Annotated in this window: 13 protein-coding genes; 4 read left to right on the forward strand and 9 right to left on the reverse strand. The window is 66.0% G+C overall.

Annotated elements, in window-relative coordinates:
* Positions 1 to 31: 31 nt before the first annotated feature.
* Genes ACE3SL_RS00620 through ACE3SL_RS00635 form a run of 4 tightly spaced genes read right to left on the reverse strand, consistent with a single transcriptional unit; the run spans position 32 to position 4917 of the window.
* A complete protein-coding gene (locus ACE3SL_RS00620) occupies positions 32 to 760 on the reverse strand; it encodes an N-formylglutamate amidohydrolase (RefSeq protein WP_374523826.1) in 729 nt (242 codons plus the stop codon).
* Positions 757 to 1605 (reverse strand): 4-(cytidine 5'-diphospho)-2-C-methyl-D-erythritol kinase, encoded by an 849-nt coding sequence (locus ACE3SL_RS00625; RefSeq protein WP_374523827.1) that lies wholly within the window; start codon positions 1603 to 1605, stop codon positions 757 to 759. The genes ACE3SL_RS00620 and ACE3SL_RS00625 overlap by 4 nt, the downstream gene beginning before the upstream one ends.
* Complete coding sequence (locus ACE3SL_RS00630; RefSeq protein WP_374523828.1) at positions 1605 to 3248, reverse strand: tetratricopeptide repeat protein; 1644 nt, start codon at positions 3246 to 3248, stop codon at positions 1605 to 1607. The genes ACE3SL_RS00625 and ACE3SL_RS00630 overlap by 1 nt, the downstream gene beginning before the upstream one ends.
* 13 nt (positions 3249 to 3261) lie before the next feature.
* Positions 3262 to 4917 (reverse strand): electron transfer flavoprotein-ubiquinone oxidoreductase, encoded by a 1656-nt coding sequence (locus ACE3SL_RS00635; protein WP_374523829.1) that lies wholly within the window; start codon positions 4915 to 4917, stop codon positions 3262 to 3264.
* 119 nt (positions 4918 to 5036) lie between these two features.
* On the opposite strand from ACE3SL_RS00635, the gene ACE3SL_RS00640 reads away from it, so the two are divergent.
* The 4 genes from ACE3SL_RS00640 (at position 5037) to ACE3SL_RS00655 (ending at position 9275) form a co-directional block, all read left to right on the forward strand.
* Positions 5037 to 5822 (forward strand): uracil-DNA glycosylase family protein, encoded by a 786-nt coding sequence (locus ACE3SL_RS00640; RefSeq protein WP_374523830.1) that lies wholly within the window; start codon positions 5037 to 5039, stop codon positions 5820 to 5822.
* A 12-nt stretch (positions 5823 to 5834) separates the two neighbouring features.
* On the forward strand, positions 5835 to 7592 hold the full coding sequence (locus ACE3SL_RS00645; protein WP_374523831.1) for a transglycosylase SLT domain-containing protein: 1758 nt from the start codon (positions 5835 to 5837) through the stop codon (positions 7590 to 7592).
* Positions 7582 to 8106 (forward strand): molybdenum cofactor biosynthesis protein B, encoded by a 525-nt coding sequence (moaB, locus tag ACE3SL_RS00650; RefSeq protein ID WP_374523832.1) that lies wholly within the window; start codon positions 7582 to 7584, stop codon positions 8104 to 8106. Before ACE3SL_RS00645 ends, moaB begins: the two co-directional genes overlap by 11 nt.
* Positions 8107 to 8186: 80 nt before the next feature.
* Positions 8187 to 9275, forward strand: a complete 1089-nt coding sequence (locus ACE3SL_RS00655) for a PA0069 family radical SAM protein (RefSeq protein ID WP_374523833.1) — start codon at positions 8187 to 8189, stop codon at positions 9273 to 9275.
* A gap of 112 nt (positions 9276 to 9387) precedes the next feature.
* Here ACE3SL_RS00655 and ACE3SL_RS00660 read toward each other — a convergent pair whose 3' ends face one another.
* The 5 genes from ACE3SL_RS00660 to ACE3SL_RS00680 all read right to left on the reverse strand — a co-directional run bounded on the left by ACE3SL_RS00660 (position 9388) and on the right by ACE3SL_RS00680 (position 17016).
* Positions 9388 to 10992 (reverse strand): long-chain fatty acid--CoA ligase, encoded by a 1605-nt coding sequence (locus ACE3SL_RS00660; RefSeq protein WP_374523834.1) that lies wholly within the window; start codon positions 10990 to 10992, stop codon positions 9388 to 9390.
* 74 nt (positions 10993 to 11066) lie between these two features.
* Positions 11067 to 14552, reverse strand: coding sequence for a DNA polymerase III subunit alpha (gene dnaE / locus ACE3SL_RS00665; RefSeq protein WP_374523835.1), 3486 nt, complete (start codon positions 14550 to 14552; stop codon positions 11067 to 11069).
* Between the two features lie 39 nt (positions 14553 to 14591).
* A complete protein-coding gene (locus ACE3SL_RS00670; protein ID WP_374523836.1) occupies positions 14592 to 15068 on the reverse strand; it encodes a glutathione peroxidase in 477 nt (158 codons plus the stop codon).
* Positions 15069 to 15095: 27 nt separating this feature from the next.
* Positions 15096 to 15773, reverse strand: a complete 678-nt coding sequence (locus ACE3SL_RS00675; RefSeq protein ID WP_374523837.1) for an ABC transporter ATP-binding protein — start codon at positions 15771 to 15773, stop codon at positions 15096 to 15098.
* Positions 15766 to 17016 (reverse strand): lipoprotein-releasing ABC transporter permease subunit, encoded by a 1251-nt coding sequence (locus ACE3SL_RS00680; RefSeq protein ID WP_374523838.1) that lies wholly within the window; start codon positions 17014 to 17016, stop codon positions 15766 to 15768. The genes ACE3SL_RS00675 and ACE3SL_RS00680 overlap by 8 nt, the downstream gene beginning before the upstream one ends.
* Positions 17017 to 17117 lie beyond the last annotated feature (101 nt).

Below are 17117 nucleotides of genomic sequence, written 5' to 3' on the forward strand. Positions count from 1 at the left end.
ATAAGCGAAGAAACGTGCGTCTACACGCCTATCAGGCAAGATTCAATGCAACTTTGCTGCACATGCGAGAAAGATAGCCGGCAAATCGCGCCTGCCCGGTCGTGTCACCTACCAGATCCTGCCGCATCTCGATCCCCACATAGGCAATGTCGTTCGCCTCGGCATGGCGGTTCATCGTCGCGTTGAGCAGCTTGCCCGAATAGGGAAGCTGGTCGCCGACGGTAAGACCTTCCTCCGCCAACGCGGCAATCGCAGGCGCCGCGAGCCGCTCGTCTTCGTTGTACAGCACACCGACATGCCATGGCCGCGCCTGCCCCGGGTCGCTTGCAAGCGACGGCGTGAAACTGTGCAACGACAGGATCATCGCCGGGCGATGCGCCGCGATCGTCGCCGCGATATGGCCATGATAGGGACGGAAGAAGCGCGCCATTCGCGCTTCACGTCCTGCATGATCGAGCGCGTTGCCGGGGATCGCATGGCCGTCGCTCGCAACCGGCACCGCACCCGGCGCATCCTCGTCACGGTTGCAGTCGACGACAAGCCGCGACACCCCGCCGAGGATCGCCGCATCGACGGCGCCCCCGTCGACCAGCAGCGCCGCGACTTCGGCGACGCCAAGGTCGATCGCGATATGCTCGCGGAGCAGCGCGGGATCGATGCCAAGATCGATGTCGCCCGGAACATGAGCCGACGCATGATCGCCGATCAGCAGGACGCCGCCGGCACGCGGCGTTCCGAGCTGGCGCCACGCCTCGCTCATCGCAGCGCTCCCGCCATCTGCCACCAGTGCGGATGGCTCGCCGCGAGCCGCGCCGCGGCGGCATCGCGTTCGGCTGGCGCATCGAACAGCGCGAAACAGGTCGCCCCCGACCCCGACATGCGCGCCAGCCAGGGCTTCAACGCGCCAAGCTCGGTCAGCACGTCGACGATCGCCGGACACTGCGCGATCGCCGGTCGCTGCAAATCGTTGCGCGAGGCGAAAAGCTGTGCGCGAAGATCGGCGCCGGTGAATAGCGGCCCGCGATCGACGCCGTCCCACGCCGCGAACACCGGCCCGGTCGCGACCGGCTGGCGCGGGTTGACGAGCAGCACCGGCGTTCCCGCCAGCGCGAGCTCGGGCGCCGCGCTCAACTGTTCGCCGACCCCGGTGCCGAGGCAGGTCGCGCTGGCAACGCAGGCCGCGATGTCTGCGCCGAGCGGCGCGACCAGCCGCGCGAGCGGCGCATCGCCGATCTCGGGCAGGAAATGCCGCCGTATCAGCCGGGCCATCGCCGCGGCATCGGCCGATCCGCCGCCGATTCCGGCAGCGACCGGCAGCGCCTTGGTCAGTCCGATCGCAAGCGGCGGCACGCGGTCCGCGCCACTCCGCTCGCGCATCAGCGTCAGAACGCGCCGCACCAGATTGTCGGCGCCGCTCGTCAATCCCCCGGCAAATTCGCCATCGAGAATCAGCCGGTCGGCATCGGCCACCTCGGCAGCTATTGTATCGCCGGCATCGACGAAGGCGAATAAGGTCTCGATCTCGTGATAGCCGTCGGCGCGCCGCGACCGGATGTGCAGCGCCAGGTTGATCTTCGCCCAACCGGTTTCGCCGAACATCGCCATCACGGCGCCGTCGTCGCCGATGTCAGCCCGTCGCGCAGCTTCGCATCGAGCCGCACCGCCATGTCATCCTCAGCCAGCAGCGCTGCCGCGCGCCAGGTATAGCGCGCCTGAAACTTCCGCCCCGCCTTCCAATAGGCATCGCCCAGATGTTCGACGATCACCGCATTGCCGGGCTCGCTCGCCTGCGCCTGTTCGAGCAGCGGCACCGCCTCCGCGGTACGGCCGGTCAGGAAATAGGCCCAGCCGAGCGAATCGGTGATCGCCGCATTCTGCGGCTCGGCATTCCACGCCGTCTCGATCTGCTTCAGCGACTGCCCGACATTCTTGCGCCGCTCGAGCGCCGAATAGCCGGCGAAATTGAGGATCGTCGGATCGGCCGGGCGCAGCGCAAGCGCCCTTTCGATGAGCGCCGACGCGCCGTCCCAGTCGTCGGCCTGCAACCGCAATTCGGCGCGCGCGATCAGCAGCGTCCCGTGCAGCGCCCGATCCTCGGCCTCGTCGCCGAGCGTGGCCTCGATCGCCGCATAGGCGCGTTCGGCCGCGTCCCGATCGTCCGCGCGGCGCGCGATGTCGGCAAAACGGACGAGCATGGAGCGCGCCGACGGCGTGGCACGCGCCGCCTTCTCGGCAAGCGCCGCCGCACCCGCAAGATCGCCGGCATCGGCCATCAACTCGGCGCGGCGCATTTCCAGCACCGGCGGCAGCGCGGTGCGGCCTCCCGCCAGCAAGGCCGCGGCCTCGGCACCCCGATCGCTGCGATCGAGCGCCTCGACAAGCGCCGAACGCACGGTCCAGTCGCGATCGTCGAGCCACCAGGCGGCGCGCGCAAAAAGCATCGACAGTTTCGGGCTGCCGTTCGGCATCCGCGCGAAGCCGTCGCCCAGCATGGCGAGCCATTGCGCCATGCCGCCGCGCGAGGTGGTGACCGGCTGATCGGGGAGCAACAGCATCGGGTCCTCGCGCCCGCCCGCCGCCATCGCGATCCGCTCGCGCAGCGCCCGTGCCGCCTCGACCTCGCCCGCCGCCTCAAGCGTCGCGGCAAGGCGCAGCGCGACCAGCTGGCTCGTGCGATCGGTGGGCGCGGTCCGGCCCGCCAATGCGGCCGCGTCGGCGGGGCGCTTCGCGGCAAGCTGGACAAGCGCCGCCTCGAACGCGAGCACGGGTTCGGGACGTCCCTTCCCCGCCGCGTCCAGCAAAGGCTGCTCGGGCGTCTTTCCCCGCGCGCCGACGTCGATCCAGCTGTTGAAAGCGGGCTGGATCAGCTTGGCGATCGCATCGCCGCCCGTCTTGTCCCCCTGCCCGCCGATAGTGTCGCGCGCCGCACGCCAGTCCGAACGCCGCATCGCATCGACGGCGAGCACCAGCTGCGCATCGAAACGCCGTTCGCCCGCCTGCCATAATTTCAGCGCGGCTCCACGCGCCGCCGCAAGATCACCCGCGTCGATCGCCTGTTCGAGCATCCGGCCGCGCAGTCCCGGCAGATCGGGCGCCTCGCTCGCGACCCGCGTCAGCGCCGAGAGCGCCGCCGCCGGATCGCCCGCATCCTCGGCAAGCCGCGCCTGCGCCAATGCGTTGAGTGCAGCCCCATTGTCGACGGGTGCCGCCTGCGCAGAGCCACCAGCAAACGTGCCGACAATCAGCAACAGGCTCGCGAGCTTACATATTGGGGTAATTGGGGCCTCCGCCGCCTTCGGGAGTGACCCAGTTGATGTTCTGGGTCGGGTCCTTGATGTCGCAGGTCTTGCAGTGGACGCAATTCTGCGCGTTGATGACGAAACGGGGATTGCCCTCGTCCTCACCGACCACCTCATAAACGCCAGCGGGGCAATAACGCTGCGCGGGCTCGTCATAAAGCGGCAGATTATATTCGATCGGGATCGACGGGTCCTTCAATTGCAGATGGACCGGCTGATCCTCCTCATGGTTGGTGTTCGACAGGAACACCGAGGACAGGCGATCGAAGGTCAGCACGCCGTCGGCCTTCGGATAATCGGGCTTCTTCATCTGGTCGGCGCGATAGAGCGTCGTATTGTCGGGATGATGCTTCATCGTGAAGGGCACGCGAATGCCCAGCGTTTCGAGCCACATGGTCATGCCCGACAGGATCGTGCCGGCAAGGTCGCCGAACTTCTCGACCAGCGGCAGCACGTTGCGGACGACGCCGAGTTCCTTCTTCACCCAGCTTTCGTCATAAGCGTCCTGATAGGCGGTGAGCACATCTCCCTCGCGCCCCGCGGTGACGGCGGCAAAGGCTGCCTCCGCCGCCATCATCCCCGACTTCATCGCGGTATGCGTGCCCTTGATGCGCGGCACGTTGAGGAAGCCCGCGGTGTCGCCGATCAGCGCGCCGCCGGGGAACGCCAGCTTCGGCACCGACTGCCAGCCGCCGTCGCTGATCGCGCGCGCGCCATAGGAGACGCGCTTGCCGCCCTTCAAAATCTTGGCGATCTCGGGATGGGTCTTCCACTTCTGCATCTCCTGAAAGGGGGAGATGTGCGGGTTGCGATAGTTGAGCCAGGTCACGAAACCGAGCGCGACCTGCCCGTTCGCCTGATGGTAGAGGAATCCGCCACCATTGGCATTCTCGTCCAGCGGCCAGCCCTGCGTGTGGATAACGCGGCCCGGCGCATGGTTCGCGGGGTCGATGTCCCAGAGTTCCTTGACGCCGATGCCGTAAACCTGCGGCTCGCAATCGGCGTCGAGCGCGAATTGCGGCTTGAGCATCTTGGTCAGATGCCCGCGCACGCCCTCGGCGAAGAAAGTATATTTCGCATGGAGTTCGAGGCCGGGCGCATAGTCGGGCTTGTGGCTGCCGTCGCGCGCGATGCCCATGTCGCCGGTCGCGACGCCCTTCACTGAGCCATCCTCGTTATAGAGGATTTCGGCGGCCGCGAAGCCCGGGAAAATTTCGACCCCCAACCCTTCGGCCTGCTCGGCCAGCCAGCGGCAGAGATTGCCGAGACTGCCCGTATAGGTGCCCTTGTTGTGCATGAAGCCGGGCGTGATGAAGTGCGGCACGCCGAACTTCTTCTTCTTCGTCAGCACCCAATGCTGATTGTCGTTCACCGCAACCTCGGCGAGCGGACAGCCCTGCTCACGCCAATCGGGAATCAACTCGTCAAGGGATTTCGGATCGATCACCGCCCCCGACAGGATATGAGCGCCGACTTCGGACCCTTTTTCGAGGACGCAGACCGACAATTCGCTGCCCGCCTCGTTCGCCAGCTGCTTCAGCCGGATCGCTGCCGAAAGCCCCGCAGGCCCCGCCCCGACGATCACGACGTCATAAGGCATCGATTCCCGTTCGCTCACCGCAAGTCCCTTTCTGCCGTCCCCGCGCCGATCATTCATCGTGTCCGGCGCTCATTCTGTCACGAATTGCGATGCCCGCCAATTGACGGCCCCGTCAACTGCCTGTTTGAAACAAAATCATGGGTGGGCGCAATTCAGCCTTGCTGGCAGCGAGCTATCACGACTGGTGGTCGCTGGCCGGTGTCGATTCGCTCGTCGGCGAGGTGCCGGCGGGCTGGCTCGACGTGCCCGCGGCGAATGACGTTGCGGCACGGCCGAAAGTGTCGCCGCTCGCCGAACCCGAAGCGCCGGTTCTTCCCGCCGCGCTCCAGCGGCAGCAGCCCCCCGAAGCCGCGGAAGCCAGAGGCCCGGTCGTATTTCCCGATGAGTGGGACGCCTTCCAGGCATGGCTTGCGGCGAATCCCGATGTACCCGGCAGCCAATGGGACGCGCGCCGCGTGCTTCCCGAGGGGCAAGCCGAAGCTCCGCTGATGCTGCTCACCGCATGGCCCGAGATCGACGACCAGCGCGACGGCGTTCTCTTTTCCGGCCCCGCGGGCCAGTTGCTCGACGCGATGCTCCGCGCGATCGGCAGGACGCGCGCCGACTGCTATCTCGCGAGCCTCGCCGTCACCCGCCCGCCCGGTGGCCGTATCGACGAGCGCGATGCTGCCGAGCTCGAACGGCTGCTCTGGCATCATCTGCGGCTGGCGAAACCGGCACGCCTGCTGCTGATCGGCAGCGACATCGTGCGGATGGCGGCGAAACTTTCGCTTCCCGACGCGCGCGGAAGGTTACTCGATCTTAACCAAAATGGCGGCAAGGTGGACGCCGTAGCAGTCGCGCATCCCGCCATGCTGCTCGCCCGGCCGGCGCAAAAAGCCGCCGCCTGGGACAGTCTGAAACTGCTCAACCGGGGACGTTGACAGATGAGGAATATGACCGCGAAACTTCTTTCCTGCGCGCTCGCCGCGCTGACCGCGACCGCATCGCCTGCTCTTGCCGCCGATGCCGGCGCGCCCGACTTGCTCGCCGCGCCGCAGACGGTGCCCGACATATTGTCGTCGAAGCAGAAGCAGCTCTACGCGCAGGTGCTGACCGCGATCCGCGGCCAGCGCTGGGATGAAGCCAGATCGCTGCTCGGCGACGACAATGGCCCGCTCAGCGATTTTCTGCGCGCCGAACTGCTCACCGCTGCTAACAGCCCGCGCGCCGAAGTCGCCGACATCATGCCGATCCTCGCGCGTTCGCCGCAACTGCCGCAGGCCGAACAGCTCGGCCGGCTCGCGGCGAAGCGCGGCGCGACCGATATTCCGACGCTCCCCTATCAGAACCGCCTGAGTTGGTCGGGCACCGCACCGCGCCGCGTCGGCGCCGACAGCGTCAGCGACCCCTTCGCGTCGAGCCTCGCCCGCTCGATCCCCGAGCGAATCAAGAATGACGATCCCGCGGGCGCCGAGGCACTCTACACGGCCGTCGCCGACAAGCTGGCGCCCGAGGCGCGCGACGAATGGCGGCAGAAGATCGCCTGGTCCTATTATATCGAAAATGACGACGCGAATGCGCTCCGCCTCGCGCAGGCCTGCACCGAGGGCCGTGGCGCCTGGGCGACGCAGGGCGCTTGGGTGCAGGGCCTCGCCGCGTGGCGCCTGCGCGATTACGCCGCCTCGCTTGCCGCCTTCGACCGCGTCGCGCGCGAGGCGCCCGATGCCGAACTGCGCGCCGCTGCCTATTACTGGTCGGCGCGCGCCGCGATCGCTGCGGGTCAGCCGCAATCGGTGCAGCAGCGCCTGCGCGCCGCCGCCGCGAACGAGGAGACGCTCTACGGCCTGCTCGCCGCCGAGACGCTCGGTGTCGAGACGAGCAGCCAGCGCGAGAATGTCCGCCCCGACCGCAGCGCCTGGCGCGCGCTCGAGGATCTGCCCAATGTCCGCGCCGCGATGGCCTTCGCCGAGATCGGCGAGGATGCCTATGCCGGCGAGCTGCTCCAGCATCAGGCGCGCATCGGCAATCCGAACCAGCACGCGCAGCTCGTCGGCATGGCGCAGGCGCTCAGCCTGCCCGAAACCCAGCTCTATCTCGCGCACAACACGCCGCAGGGCCGCAAGCTCGCGGCGGCGGCGCGCTATCCGCAGCCCAAATGGGAACCCAATGGCGGCTGGCGGGTCGATCCCGCCCTCGTCTTTGCCCATACGCTGCAGGAATCGCGCTTCCGGCGGTCGGTGGTCAGTCCCGCGGGCGCGATGGGGCTGATGCAGGTGCGTCCGGGCACCGCGTCGGACCTCGCGCGCTGGAACGGCGACGGCCGCGCGCCGGGCGACCTCAAATCGCCCGCGGTCAACATGGATTTCGGCCAGCGCTATCTCGAATATCTCAGCAAGGACGGTTCGACGGGCGGGCTGCTGCCCAAGGTCATCGCCGCCTATAACGCCGGCCCCGCGCCGATCGCGCGCTGGCAGAGCGAGATTCGCGATGGGGGCGATCCTTTGCTCTACATCGAATCGATCCCCTATTGGGAAACGCGCGGCTATGTCGGCATCGTGCTCCGCAACTACTGGATGTACGAGGCGCAGCAGGGCAAACCCTCGGTCAGCCGCGCGATGCTCGCGCAGGGCAAATGGCCGCGTTTTCCCGACAGCAAGGACCGCACCCGGCTGACTTATGCCGGCCCCGCCGCGCTCGCCAATGCCGATTGACGAGAGCCTGACCTTCAAGCCGGTCCGCATCGCGATCCTGACGATTTCGGACAGCCGCAGCGCGGCCGACGACCGGTCGGGCGACAAATTGGAAGAATTGCTGACCGCCGCCGGCCACATTCTCGCTGCGCGTGCGATCATCCGCGACGAGAGCGACCTCATCGTCTCGCGCCTCCACAACTGGATCGACGATCCGGAGATCGATGTGGTGATCACCACCGGCGGCACCGGCCTCACCGGCCGCGACGTCACGCCCGAGGCGCTGCACCGCCTTGACGGCAAGGATATTCCCGGCTTCGGCGAACTGTTCCGCTGGCTGAGCTACCAGACGATCGGCACCTCGACGATCCAGTCGCGCGCCTGCGCCGTGGTCGCGCGCGGCACCTATATCTTCGCGCTCCCCGGTTCGACCGGCGCGGTGACCGACGCGTGGGAGGGCATTTTGGCGACCCAGCTCGACAGCCGGCACCGGCCCTGCAACTTCGTCGAGCTGATGCCGCGGCTGATGGAATAGCATAACCGTCGCCCCCGCCTTCGCGGGGGCGACAATCATTTGTTCTTTATTTGTTCCCATCGGAGGATTACCCTTCCCCGATGGAATCGTCGAAACCCCTCCCCCCGCTTTCGGGCCGCGGCGCGCCGACCAATTTGCGCCCGACGCGCACGGGATCGCTGGACCGCGAGGCCGATGGCGACTGGCTTGACGCGGCAGAGGATATCGACGGCGCCCCGCCGCCGCTCCGGACGACGGTCACCGTCGAACATCCAAAGACGATCATTTCACGCAATACTTCCCCCGACATCGGCTTCGACCGCTCGATCAATCCCTATCGCGGCTGCGAGCATGGCTGCATCTATTGTTTCGCACGGCCGACCCATGCCTTTCACGACCTGTCGCCGGGGCTCGATTTCGAGAGCAAGCTGTTCGCGAAGCCCGATGCCGCGAAGCTGCTGCGGGTCGAACTCGCGAAGCGGGGCTACAAGGTCGCACCGCTCGCGATCGGCACCAACACCGACGGCTATCAGCCGATCGAACGCGAATGGGGCATCACCCGCTCGATCGTCGAAGTGCTCGCCGAGACGAAGCATCCGCTCCTCATCACGACCAAGTCCGACCGGCTGCTCCGCGATATCGATCTGCTCACCGCCATGGCGCGCGACAATCTGATCGGCGTCGCGATTTCGGTAACGACGCTCGATCCGAAGGTTGCGCGCACGCTCGAGCCCCGCGCCCCGCATCCGCGCCGCCGCCTCGCCGCGATCCGCAAGCTGTTCGATGCCGGCGTCCCGACGCAGGTCAATATCTCCCCGATCATCCCTGCAATCACCGACCACGAGATCGAGGCCATCATGGCCGCCGCCGCCGAAGCCGGCGCGATCCGTGCCTCTTACATCCTGATGCGCCTGCCGTTCGAGGTCGCGCCGCTCTTCCGCGCCTGGCTCGCGGCGCATTACCCCGACCGCACCGACAAGGTCATGCACATGGTCCAGGACATCCGCGGCGGCCGCGACAACGACCCGAATTTCTTCACCCGCATGAAGGGGCAAGGCATCTGGCCTGAGCTCATCCGCCAGCGCGTCAGGCGCGCCGCCCGCGAGCACGGCATGGATCGCCGCTTCCCGCCGCTCCGCTGCGACCTGTTCCGGCCGCCGGAGCGAGACGGACAGATGGAACTGTTCTAGAAAATCGTCATTGCGAGCGTAGCGAAGCAATCCAGAGCGGTTCAGGCCTGCGCTGGATTGCCGCGTCGCCTTCGGCTCCTCGCAATGACGAAGCGTTATACCGTTGGCGCGGTCAAGCTCCCACCAGCGACTTCAGCTTGTAATCCTTGTAATCGTCCCGGATCTGCCGCTTCAGAATCTTCCCCGTCGCCGTATGCGGCAGTTCGTCGACGAAAACGATCTCGTCGGGCAGCCACCATTTGGCGACCTTGTCCTTGAGGTAATCGAGGATGCTCGCCTCGCTGACATCGGCATCCGGTTTCCGCACGATCAGCAGGATCGGCCGCTCATCCCATTTCGGGTGGAAGACGCCGACCGCAGCCGCTTCCTGCACCCCGGGCGCGCCGACGGCGGCATTTTCGAGTTCGATCGAGCTGATCCACTCGCCGCCCGACTTGATCACGTCCTTCGCGCGGTCGGTGATCTGCATGACGCCATCGGGATGGATCACCGACACGTCGCCGGTGTCGAACCAGCCATCGGCATCGGCGGCATCGGCGTCGGCCTTGAAATAGCGCTGGATGATCCACGGCCCGCGGCATTGCAGCCGCCCGCTCGTCACCCCGTCGCGCGGCAGTTCCTTGTCCTCGTCATCGACGATGCGCAGTTCGACCCCGAACGGCGGGCAGCCCTGACGACCGATGACATCGACCTGCTGGTCGAAGCTCAACTCGTCCCAGTTCCAAGGCCGACGGCCCATCGTCCCGATCGGACTGGTTTCGGTCATGCCCCAGGCGTGACCGACATAGACCCCTGCCTTCATGAAGCGCTCGATCATCGCACGCGGCGCCGCCGACCCGCCGATATTGACCTGCTGAAGCGCCCCATAGCCGATACCGGTCGCATCCATATGCGCGAACATCGCGAGCCACACGGTCGGCACCCCTGCACTGTGCGTCACTCCCTCGGCCTGCATCAGATCGCAAAGCGCCTGCGCGTCGTTGGTCGCCGAAAAGACCATCTTCGCCCCTACCGCCGCCGCCGCGAAGGGAACCCCCCAACTGTTCGCATGGAACATCGGCACGATCGGCAAGATCACGCTGCGGTTCGACATATCGAAGGCGTCGGGCTGAACTTCGGTAATCGCGTGAAGGACATTCGAGCGATGCTCGTACAGCACGCCCTTGGGATTCCCGGTCGTACCGCTAGTGTAGCAGAGCCCGACCGGATCGCGCTCGTTGAGTTCGACCCACGGAAAATTGCCATCTTCGGCCGCGATCAGATCATGATAGGAGAGATAGCCGTCCTCAGCCGGCGCATCGAACAGCACGAAATGCTCGACGCTCTTCAACTCGGGCCGCAACCGTTCGACGATCGGCAGGAACGCCGCGTCGAACAGCAGCACGCGGTCTTCGGCATGGTTGACGATATAGACGAGTTGCTCGTCGAACAGCCGCGGATTGACGGTATGCAAGACCCCGCCCATGCCCGCGGTGCCATACCAGCTCACCAGATGGTGCCCGTGGTTCATCGCGAGCGTCGCGATGCGATCGCCCTTCTGCATCCCCAGCTTCTCCATTGCCGCGGCAAAGCGCCGCGCATCGCGGCCGACCTCGCCCCACGTCGATCGCGTCACGCTTCCATCAGCCCAGCGCGAGATGATCTCGCGTCCTGCATGTTCGCGCGCGGCATGATCGATCAGGCTGGTGACCAGCAGCGGCTGACCTTGCATTCCCATTTTCGGCATCCTCTGATTATCGTTGCCGCCTAGGGATAGGGCCGGAAATGCGCGCTGCGCAAGGGGTGAAGCGGCTAGCGCACCCTGAAATCGCGCGGCGCGACCAGCGACAGCGCCGCTTCGGTTACGCCCGTAACCAGTTCGAGCCGCGAGACCGTATCGGGGCCGAGCGCGAAGTTGCGGCCAAGCTCGATTCGAATATCCTCATCGGTCAACGGATCGCGCGTTCTGACGACGACCTTGCCGCGCGCATCGTCGCGTGTTTCGAGCAGGCGGGAGATCTCCGGCATCGCTTCGGGCACATCGACCCGGCACGTCAGCTGCAGCGCCGCGGTCGCGGCAATGTCGGCAAGCGCTTGCGCGCCGCGGACGGTCACGCGCGGCGTCTCTTCGCCTTCGAGCAGGTCGAGTTCGACCGACAGGATCGCGCAGCCGCCGTCGGCCGCGAGCGTCTCCAATATTTTCCCCGCCTGCTCGTCGAAGCAGCTCGACTGAAACTGGCCGCTGCGGTCCGACAAGGTCAGGTTGAGGAAGCGATTGCCGCGCTGCGACACGCGTGGCCTTGCGCTTTCGACCATCGCCGCCATCACCATCGGGATGCGCGTGCCCGGCGTCATTTCAACATTGTCGCAGATGTCGCCATAGGAGCGTGCGCCGCGCGCCGAGACGATCGCCTCATATTGCTCGACCGGGTGCGACGAGAAATAGAAGCCGAACGCATCCTTCTCGCGCGTCATCCGTTCGGCGAGCGTCCACGGCTCGGCGGCGGGAAGCTGCAGCGCCGGGGCGATTGCGATGTCGCCGCCGAACAGGCCGCCCTGCCCCGTCGAGCGCTCATGCGCCGAACTGTTCGCACAGGCGAGCAGGCTCTCCGCACCCGCAAAGGCGCGCGGGCGGTCGGGTTCGATACAGTCGAACGCCCCCGCCCCCGCCAGCGCCTCGATCTGGCGCCGGTTGAGCAGCTTGGGATCGATGCGGCTCGCGAAATCGTCCAGCGACGCGAAATCGCCCTTCGCCCGCTCGGCGACCAGCGCTTCCATCGCCTTTTCGCCGACGCCCTTGAGCGCGCCGAGCGCATAGCGGACGGTCAGCCCCTCATCGCTGCGCCCGACCGAGAAATCGGCCTCGCTGTCGTTGACCGACGGCGGCGCGATGCCGACGTCGAGCCGCCGCATATCGTCGATGAAGATCGACAATTTATCGGTCTGGTGACTGTCGAACGACATCGACGCCGCAAAGAATTCGTGCGGATAATGCGCCTTCAGCCACGCCGTCTGGTACGACAGCAGCGCATAGGCAGCGGCATGGCTCTTGTTGAAGCCATAGCCCGCGAACTTGTCGATCAAATCGAACAGCTCGTTCGCCGCCTTGGGATCGATATTGTTATGTTCGCCGCATCCCTTGACGAAGGTGTCGCGCTGCGCGTCCATCTCGGCCTGGACCTTCTTGCCCATCGCACGGCGGAGCAGGTCGGCGCCGCCAAGGCTGTAGCCGGCGAGGATCTGCGCCGCCTGCATCACCTGTTCCTGATAGACGAAGATGCCATAGGTTTCGGCAAGGATGCCTTCGAGCAGCGGGTGCGGATAGGCGATCGGCTCGCGCCCGTTCTTGCGCGCGCCGAACAGCGGGATGTTATCCATCGGTCCCGGCCGATAAAGCGCGACCAGCGCGATGATGTCGCCGAAATTGGTCGGCTTCACCGCCGACAGCGTGCGCCGCATCCCTTCGGATTCGAGCTGGAACACACCGACCGTCTCGCCGCGCTGGAGCAATTCGTAGACGCCCGGATCGTCCCAGCCGAGCGCGTCGAGATCGACATCGACCCCGCGCAGCGCGAGCAGCCGCCGCGCCTCCTTGAGCACCGACAGCGTCTTGAGGCCAAGAAAGTCGAATTTCACGAGGCCCGCGCTTTCGACATATTTCATGTCGAATTGCGTCACCGGCATGTCCGAACGCGGATCGCGATAGAGCGGGACGAGCTGGTCGAGCGGACGGTCGCCGATCACCACGCCCGCAGCATGGGTCGAGCTGTGCCGCGGCAAGCCTTCGAGCTGGCGCGCCATGTCGAACAGGCGGCGGACGCCATCGTCCTGCTTATATTCGGTCATCAGCTCGCTGACGCCGTTCAGTGCGCGTTCGAGCGTCCAGGGGTCGGTCGGGTGGTTCGGCACCAGCTTGGCGAGCCGGTCGACCTGGCCGTAACTCATCTGGAGCACGCGGCCGGTGTCCTTCAGCACCGCGCGCGCCTTCAGCTTTCCGAAGGTGATGATCTGCGCCACGGTGTCGCGGCCGTATTTCTCCTGCACATAGCGGATCACTTCGCCGCGCCGCGTTTCGCAGAAGTCGATGTCGAAGTCGGGCATCGACACGCGTTCGGGATTGAGGAAGCGTTCGAACAGCAGGCCGAGCTTCAGCGGATCGAGATCGGTGATCGTCAGCGCCCAGGCGACCACGCTGCCCGCGCCCGAACCGCGCCCCGGTCCCACCGGAATATCGTGCGCCTTCGCCCATTTGATGAAGTCGGCGACGATCAGGAAGTAGCCGGGAAACCCCATCTGGGTGATAACGCCGACCTCGAAATCGAGGCGTTCGACATAGGCTTGCCGTTCTTCGGCGGTCAGCTCGGGATGGACCCTGAGCCGCGCTTCCAGTCCCGCGTGCGCGTCCGCCTTGAGCTGTGCCGCCTCGCCCTCGCGATCGCCCGCGAGGCTCGGCAGGATCGGCGCGCGCTTCGGCGCCATGAAGGCGCAGCGCTGCGCGACGACCAGCGTGTTGCGGATCGCCTCGGGCAAGTCCGAAAATGCATCCTCCATCGCCTCGGCGGGTTTCAGCCAGGCTTCGGGGTTGCTCGTGCGGCGATCCTCGCTCTCGACATAAGCCGACTGCGCGATGCACAGCATCGCGTCGTGCGCGGCATGGAATTGCGGTTCCTGGAAATTGGCCGGATTGGTCGCGACGATCGGCAGCGCGCGGGCATAGGCCAGATCGATCAGCGCATCCTCGGCCGCCATCTCGGTCGCATCGCCGCGCCGCGACAGTTCGATATAGAGCCGCCCGCCGAACAGCGCCTCGAGCTGCTCGACGTAATCGTCGGCCGCCGTCTTCTGCTCGCCCGCGAGCAGCCGCGCAAGCGCGCCCTCGCCGCCGCCGGTCAGGCAGACCAGCCCTTCGGTGCGCCCTGCGAGGTCGGACAGCACGACATGCGGCTCCTGCTCCACAGGCCGGCCGAGATGCGCCGCCGAAACCAGCGCGCAGAGATTATTATAGCCCGCATCGTCCTGCGCATAGAGCGCCAGCCAGTCGATCATCGGCGCGCCATTGGCGAGCCGCTGCCCCGGCCGCGCGACGCTCAGGAACGCCCCGACGATCGGCTGCACCCCCGCCGCCTTGCACGCCTCGCCGAACGCCATGACGCCATAAAGCCCGTTGCGGTCGGCGACCGCAATCGCCGGAAATCCCCGCTCGCGCGCTGCTTTCGCGATCGTCTTGGGCTCGATTGCTCCTTCCAGCATGGTGAAACTGGAAAAGACGCGCAGGGGAACAAAGGGGCTGTAGGCCATCGGATGACGCTACAGTGACAGCGGTGATTCTGCCAAGGGTTAACCCAGCAATTCCTCAATCTCTTTCCGCAGCAACTCGGGCTTCGTCGTCGGCGCATGGCGCGACACGACCTTGCCGTCGCGATCGACCAGAAACTTCGTGAAATTCCACTTGATCCCGCTGCCGAGCAGGCCGGTCTTTTCCTTCTTCAGATATTTGAAGATCGGATCGGCCTCGTCGCCATTGACGTCGATCTTCGCCATCAAAGGAAAGCTGACATCATAGGTCAGCGAGCAGAAATTCCTGATTTCCTCGGCATCGCCGGGCTCCTGCGCTCCGAACTGGTTGCACGGAAAGGCCAGCACCTCGAACCCGCGATCCTTGTAATCGCGGTACAACTCCTCGAGCCCTTCATATTGCGGGGTAAAGCCGCATTTCGACGCGGTGTTGACGATCAGCAGCACCTTGCCGCGATAGTCGGCGAGCGACTGCGCACCGCCGCCGGGCAGTTTCGCCGAAAGATCGTATAAAGCCATGGTCTATCCCCTCCTGCCCGCGACAACCTACGCCTCGATATGCCCCTCGTGCAAGCGCAGCACACGGTCCATCTTCGCCGCGAGCCGCTCGTTGTGCGTCGCGACCAGCGCCGCCGAGCCATGATCGCGTACCAGCTTGACGAACTGGTCGAACACGCGGTCGGCGGTCGCCTCGTCGAGGTTGCCCGTGGGTTCGTCGGCGAGCACCAGCAACGGCCGGTTTGCCAGCGCGCGCGCGACCGCGACGCGCTGTTGCTCGCCGCCCGACAGCTTGCTCGGCTTGTGGTGCAGCCGCTCGGCCAGCCCCAGCCGCCCAAGCAGGTCGGTCGCGCGCTCGTCTGCCGCTGCTTGTCCCGCACCGCGGATCAGCTGCGGCAGCACGACATTCTCGATGGCGGTGAAATCGGGGAGCAGATGGTGGAACTGATAGACGAAGCCGATCTTCTCGCGCCGCGTCTTCGTCCGCTCGCCCTGCGCGAGGCGCGTGACATCCTCGCCGTCGATGCGGATCGTCCCGCCGAAGCCGCCTTCGAGCAGGCCCACCGCCTGCAGCATCGTCGACTTGCCCGACCCCGAGGGTCCGAGCAACGCGACGATCTCGCCGCGGCGCAGGCTGGCGTTCACCCCGCGCAGCACATCGATCGTGACCTCGCCCTGTGTGAAGCTGCGCTTGAGGTCGACGAGGTCCAGCACGACATCACTCATAGCGCAGCACCTGCACCGGATCGGTGTTCGCGGCCTTGTAGGCGGGATAGAGCGTTGCAAGGAAGCTGAAGACGATCGTCATCGCCGCGATCCCCGTGATCTCGAACGGATCGGGCTTCGACGGCAATTCGGTCAGGAAGCGGATCGACGGGTCCCACAGCGATTGCCCGGTGATGAACTCGAAACCGCGCAGCACATTCTGCCGGAAGAACAAGAGGCCGAACCCGATTCCCATCCCCGCCAGCGTTCCCGCAACCCCGATCGACAGGCCGATCGCCATGAAAATCCGCATCACCGAATCGCGCGGCGCGCCCATCGTCCGCAGGATCGCCATGTCGCGCGTCTTCGCGCGGACAAGCATGATCAGCGACGAGATGATGTTGAATGCGGCGACAAGGATGATCAGCGACAGGATCACGAACATCGCGACCCGCTCGATCGACAGCGCCTCGAACAGGCTGGCGTTCATCGAGCGCCAGTCGGAGATCACCGCCTTGGCCGCCACCTTCTCCGCCAGCGGCTGCAATGTCTCGCCCACCCGGTCGGGGTCGGTGACCTTGACCTCGATCATCCCGACCTGATCGCCGGTGAGCAGCAGAAGCTGCGCATCTTCCATCGGCATCACGATATAGGCCTTGTCGAAATCATAGACCCCGATCTCGAAGATCGCCGACACGCGATAGGCGATCTCGCGCGGCACCGTCCCGAACGGGGTCGATCGCCCCTGCGGGTTGATGATCGTCACCGTCGATCCGACCTGCGCGCCCAGATTCTTCGCAAGCTCGCTGCCGAGCGCGATATTGCCCGAATTGGGGGTGAGCGAATTGAGGCTGCCCTGCAGCACCTTGCCGCCGAGCACGTCGTTGCGGCGAATGTCGGGGACGGTCATGCCGCGCACCAGCACGCCCTCGACCCGCCCGCTGAAACTCGCGAGCAAGGGCTGTTCGATCAGCGGCGTCGCCGACACGACGCCCGGCGTCGCCTTCGCCTGCTTCAGCACGTCCTGCCAGTCGTCGAGCCGTCCGCCGAAGCCCTGGACGACCGCATGGCCGTTCAGCCCGACGATCTTGTCGAACAGGTCGGACCGCACGCCGTTCATCACGCTCATCACGATCACCAGCGCCGCGACGCCGAGCGTCACCGCGATGAAGCTGAACGCCGCCGCGACGAAGATGAAGCCTTCGCCGCGCTGCGGCAGCAGATAGCGTTTGAAGATGGCGCGCTCATAAGATCGCAGGATCATGGGAAGCGCGGCCTTTGAAGCGCATAGCAAACAACATGCATGCAGGGGCTTTAGGGCGCACGAACATTGCTGGCAATGGGCGTCAGCGCCACCATGTTGCG

Origin of the sequence: Sphingopyxis sp., from assembly GCF_041916015.1 — a bacterium.
Classification (GTDB): domain Bacteria; phylum Pseudomonadota; class Alphaproteobacteria; order Sphingomonadales; family Sphingomonadaceae; genus Sphingopyxis.

Coding starts and splice junctions, on each gene's coding strand:
- ACE3SL_RS00620 (WP_374523826.1), bottom strand. CDS start 760: ATGAGCGAGGCGTGGCGCCAGCTCGGAACGCCGCGTGCCGGCGGCGTC.
- ACE3SL_RS00625 (WP_374523827.1), bottom strand. CDS start 1,605: ATGGCGATGTTCGGCGAAACCGGTTGGGCGAAGATCAACCTGGCGCTG.
- ACE3SL_RS00640 (WP_374523830.1), top strand. CDS start 5,037: ATGGGTGGGCGCAATTCAGCCTTGCTGGCAGCGAGCTATCACGACTGG.
- ACE3SL_RS00645 (WP_374523831.1), top strand. CDS start 5,835: ATGACCGCGAAACTTCTTTCCTGCGCGCTCGCCGCGCTGACCGCGACC.
- moaB (WP_374523832.1), top strand. CDS start 7,582: ATGCCGATTGACGAGAGCCTGACCTTCAAGCCGGTCCGCATCGCGATC.
- ACE3SL_RS00655 (WP_374523833.1), top strand. CDS start 8,187: ATGGAATCGTCGAAACCCCTCCCCCCGCTTTCGGGCCGCGGCGCGCCG.
- ACE3SL_RS00660 (WP_374523834.1), bottom strand. CDS start 10,992: ATGGGAATGCAAGGTCAGCCGCTGCTGGTCACCAGCCTGATCGATCAT.
- dnaE (WP_374523835.1), bottom strand. CDS start 14,552: ATGGCCTACAGCCCCTTTGTTCCCCTGCGCGTCTTTTCCAGTTTCACC.
- ACE3SL_RS00670 (WP_374523836.1), bottom strand. CDS start 15,068: ATGGCTTTATACGATCTTTCGGCGAAACTGCCCGGCGGCGGTGCGCAG.
- ACE3SL_RS00675 (WP_374523837.1), bottom strand. CDS start 15,773: ATGAGTGATGTCGTGCTGGACCTCGTCGACCTCAAGCGCAGCTTCACA.
- ACE3SL_RS00680 (WP_374523838.1), bottom strand. CDS start 17,016: ATGATCCTGCGATCTTATGAGCGCGCCATCTTCAAACGCTATCTGCTG.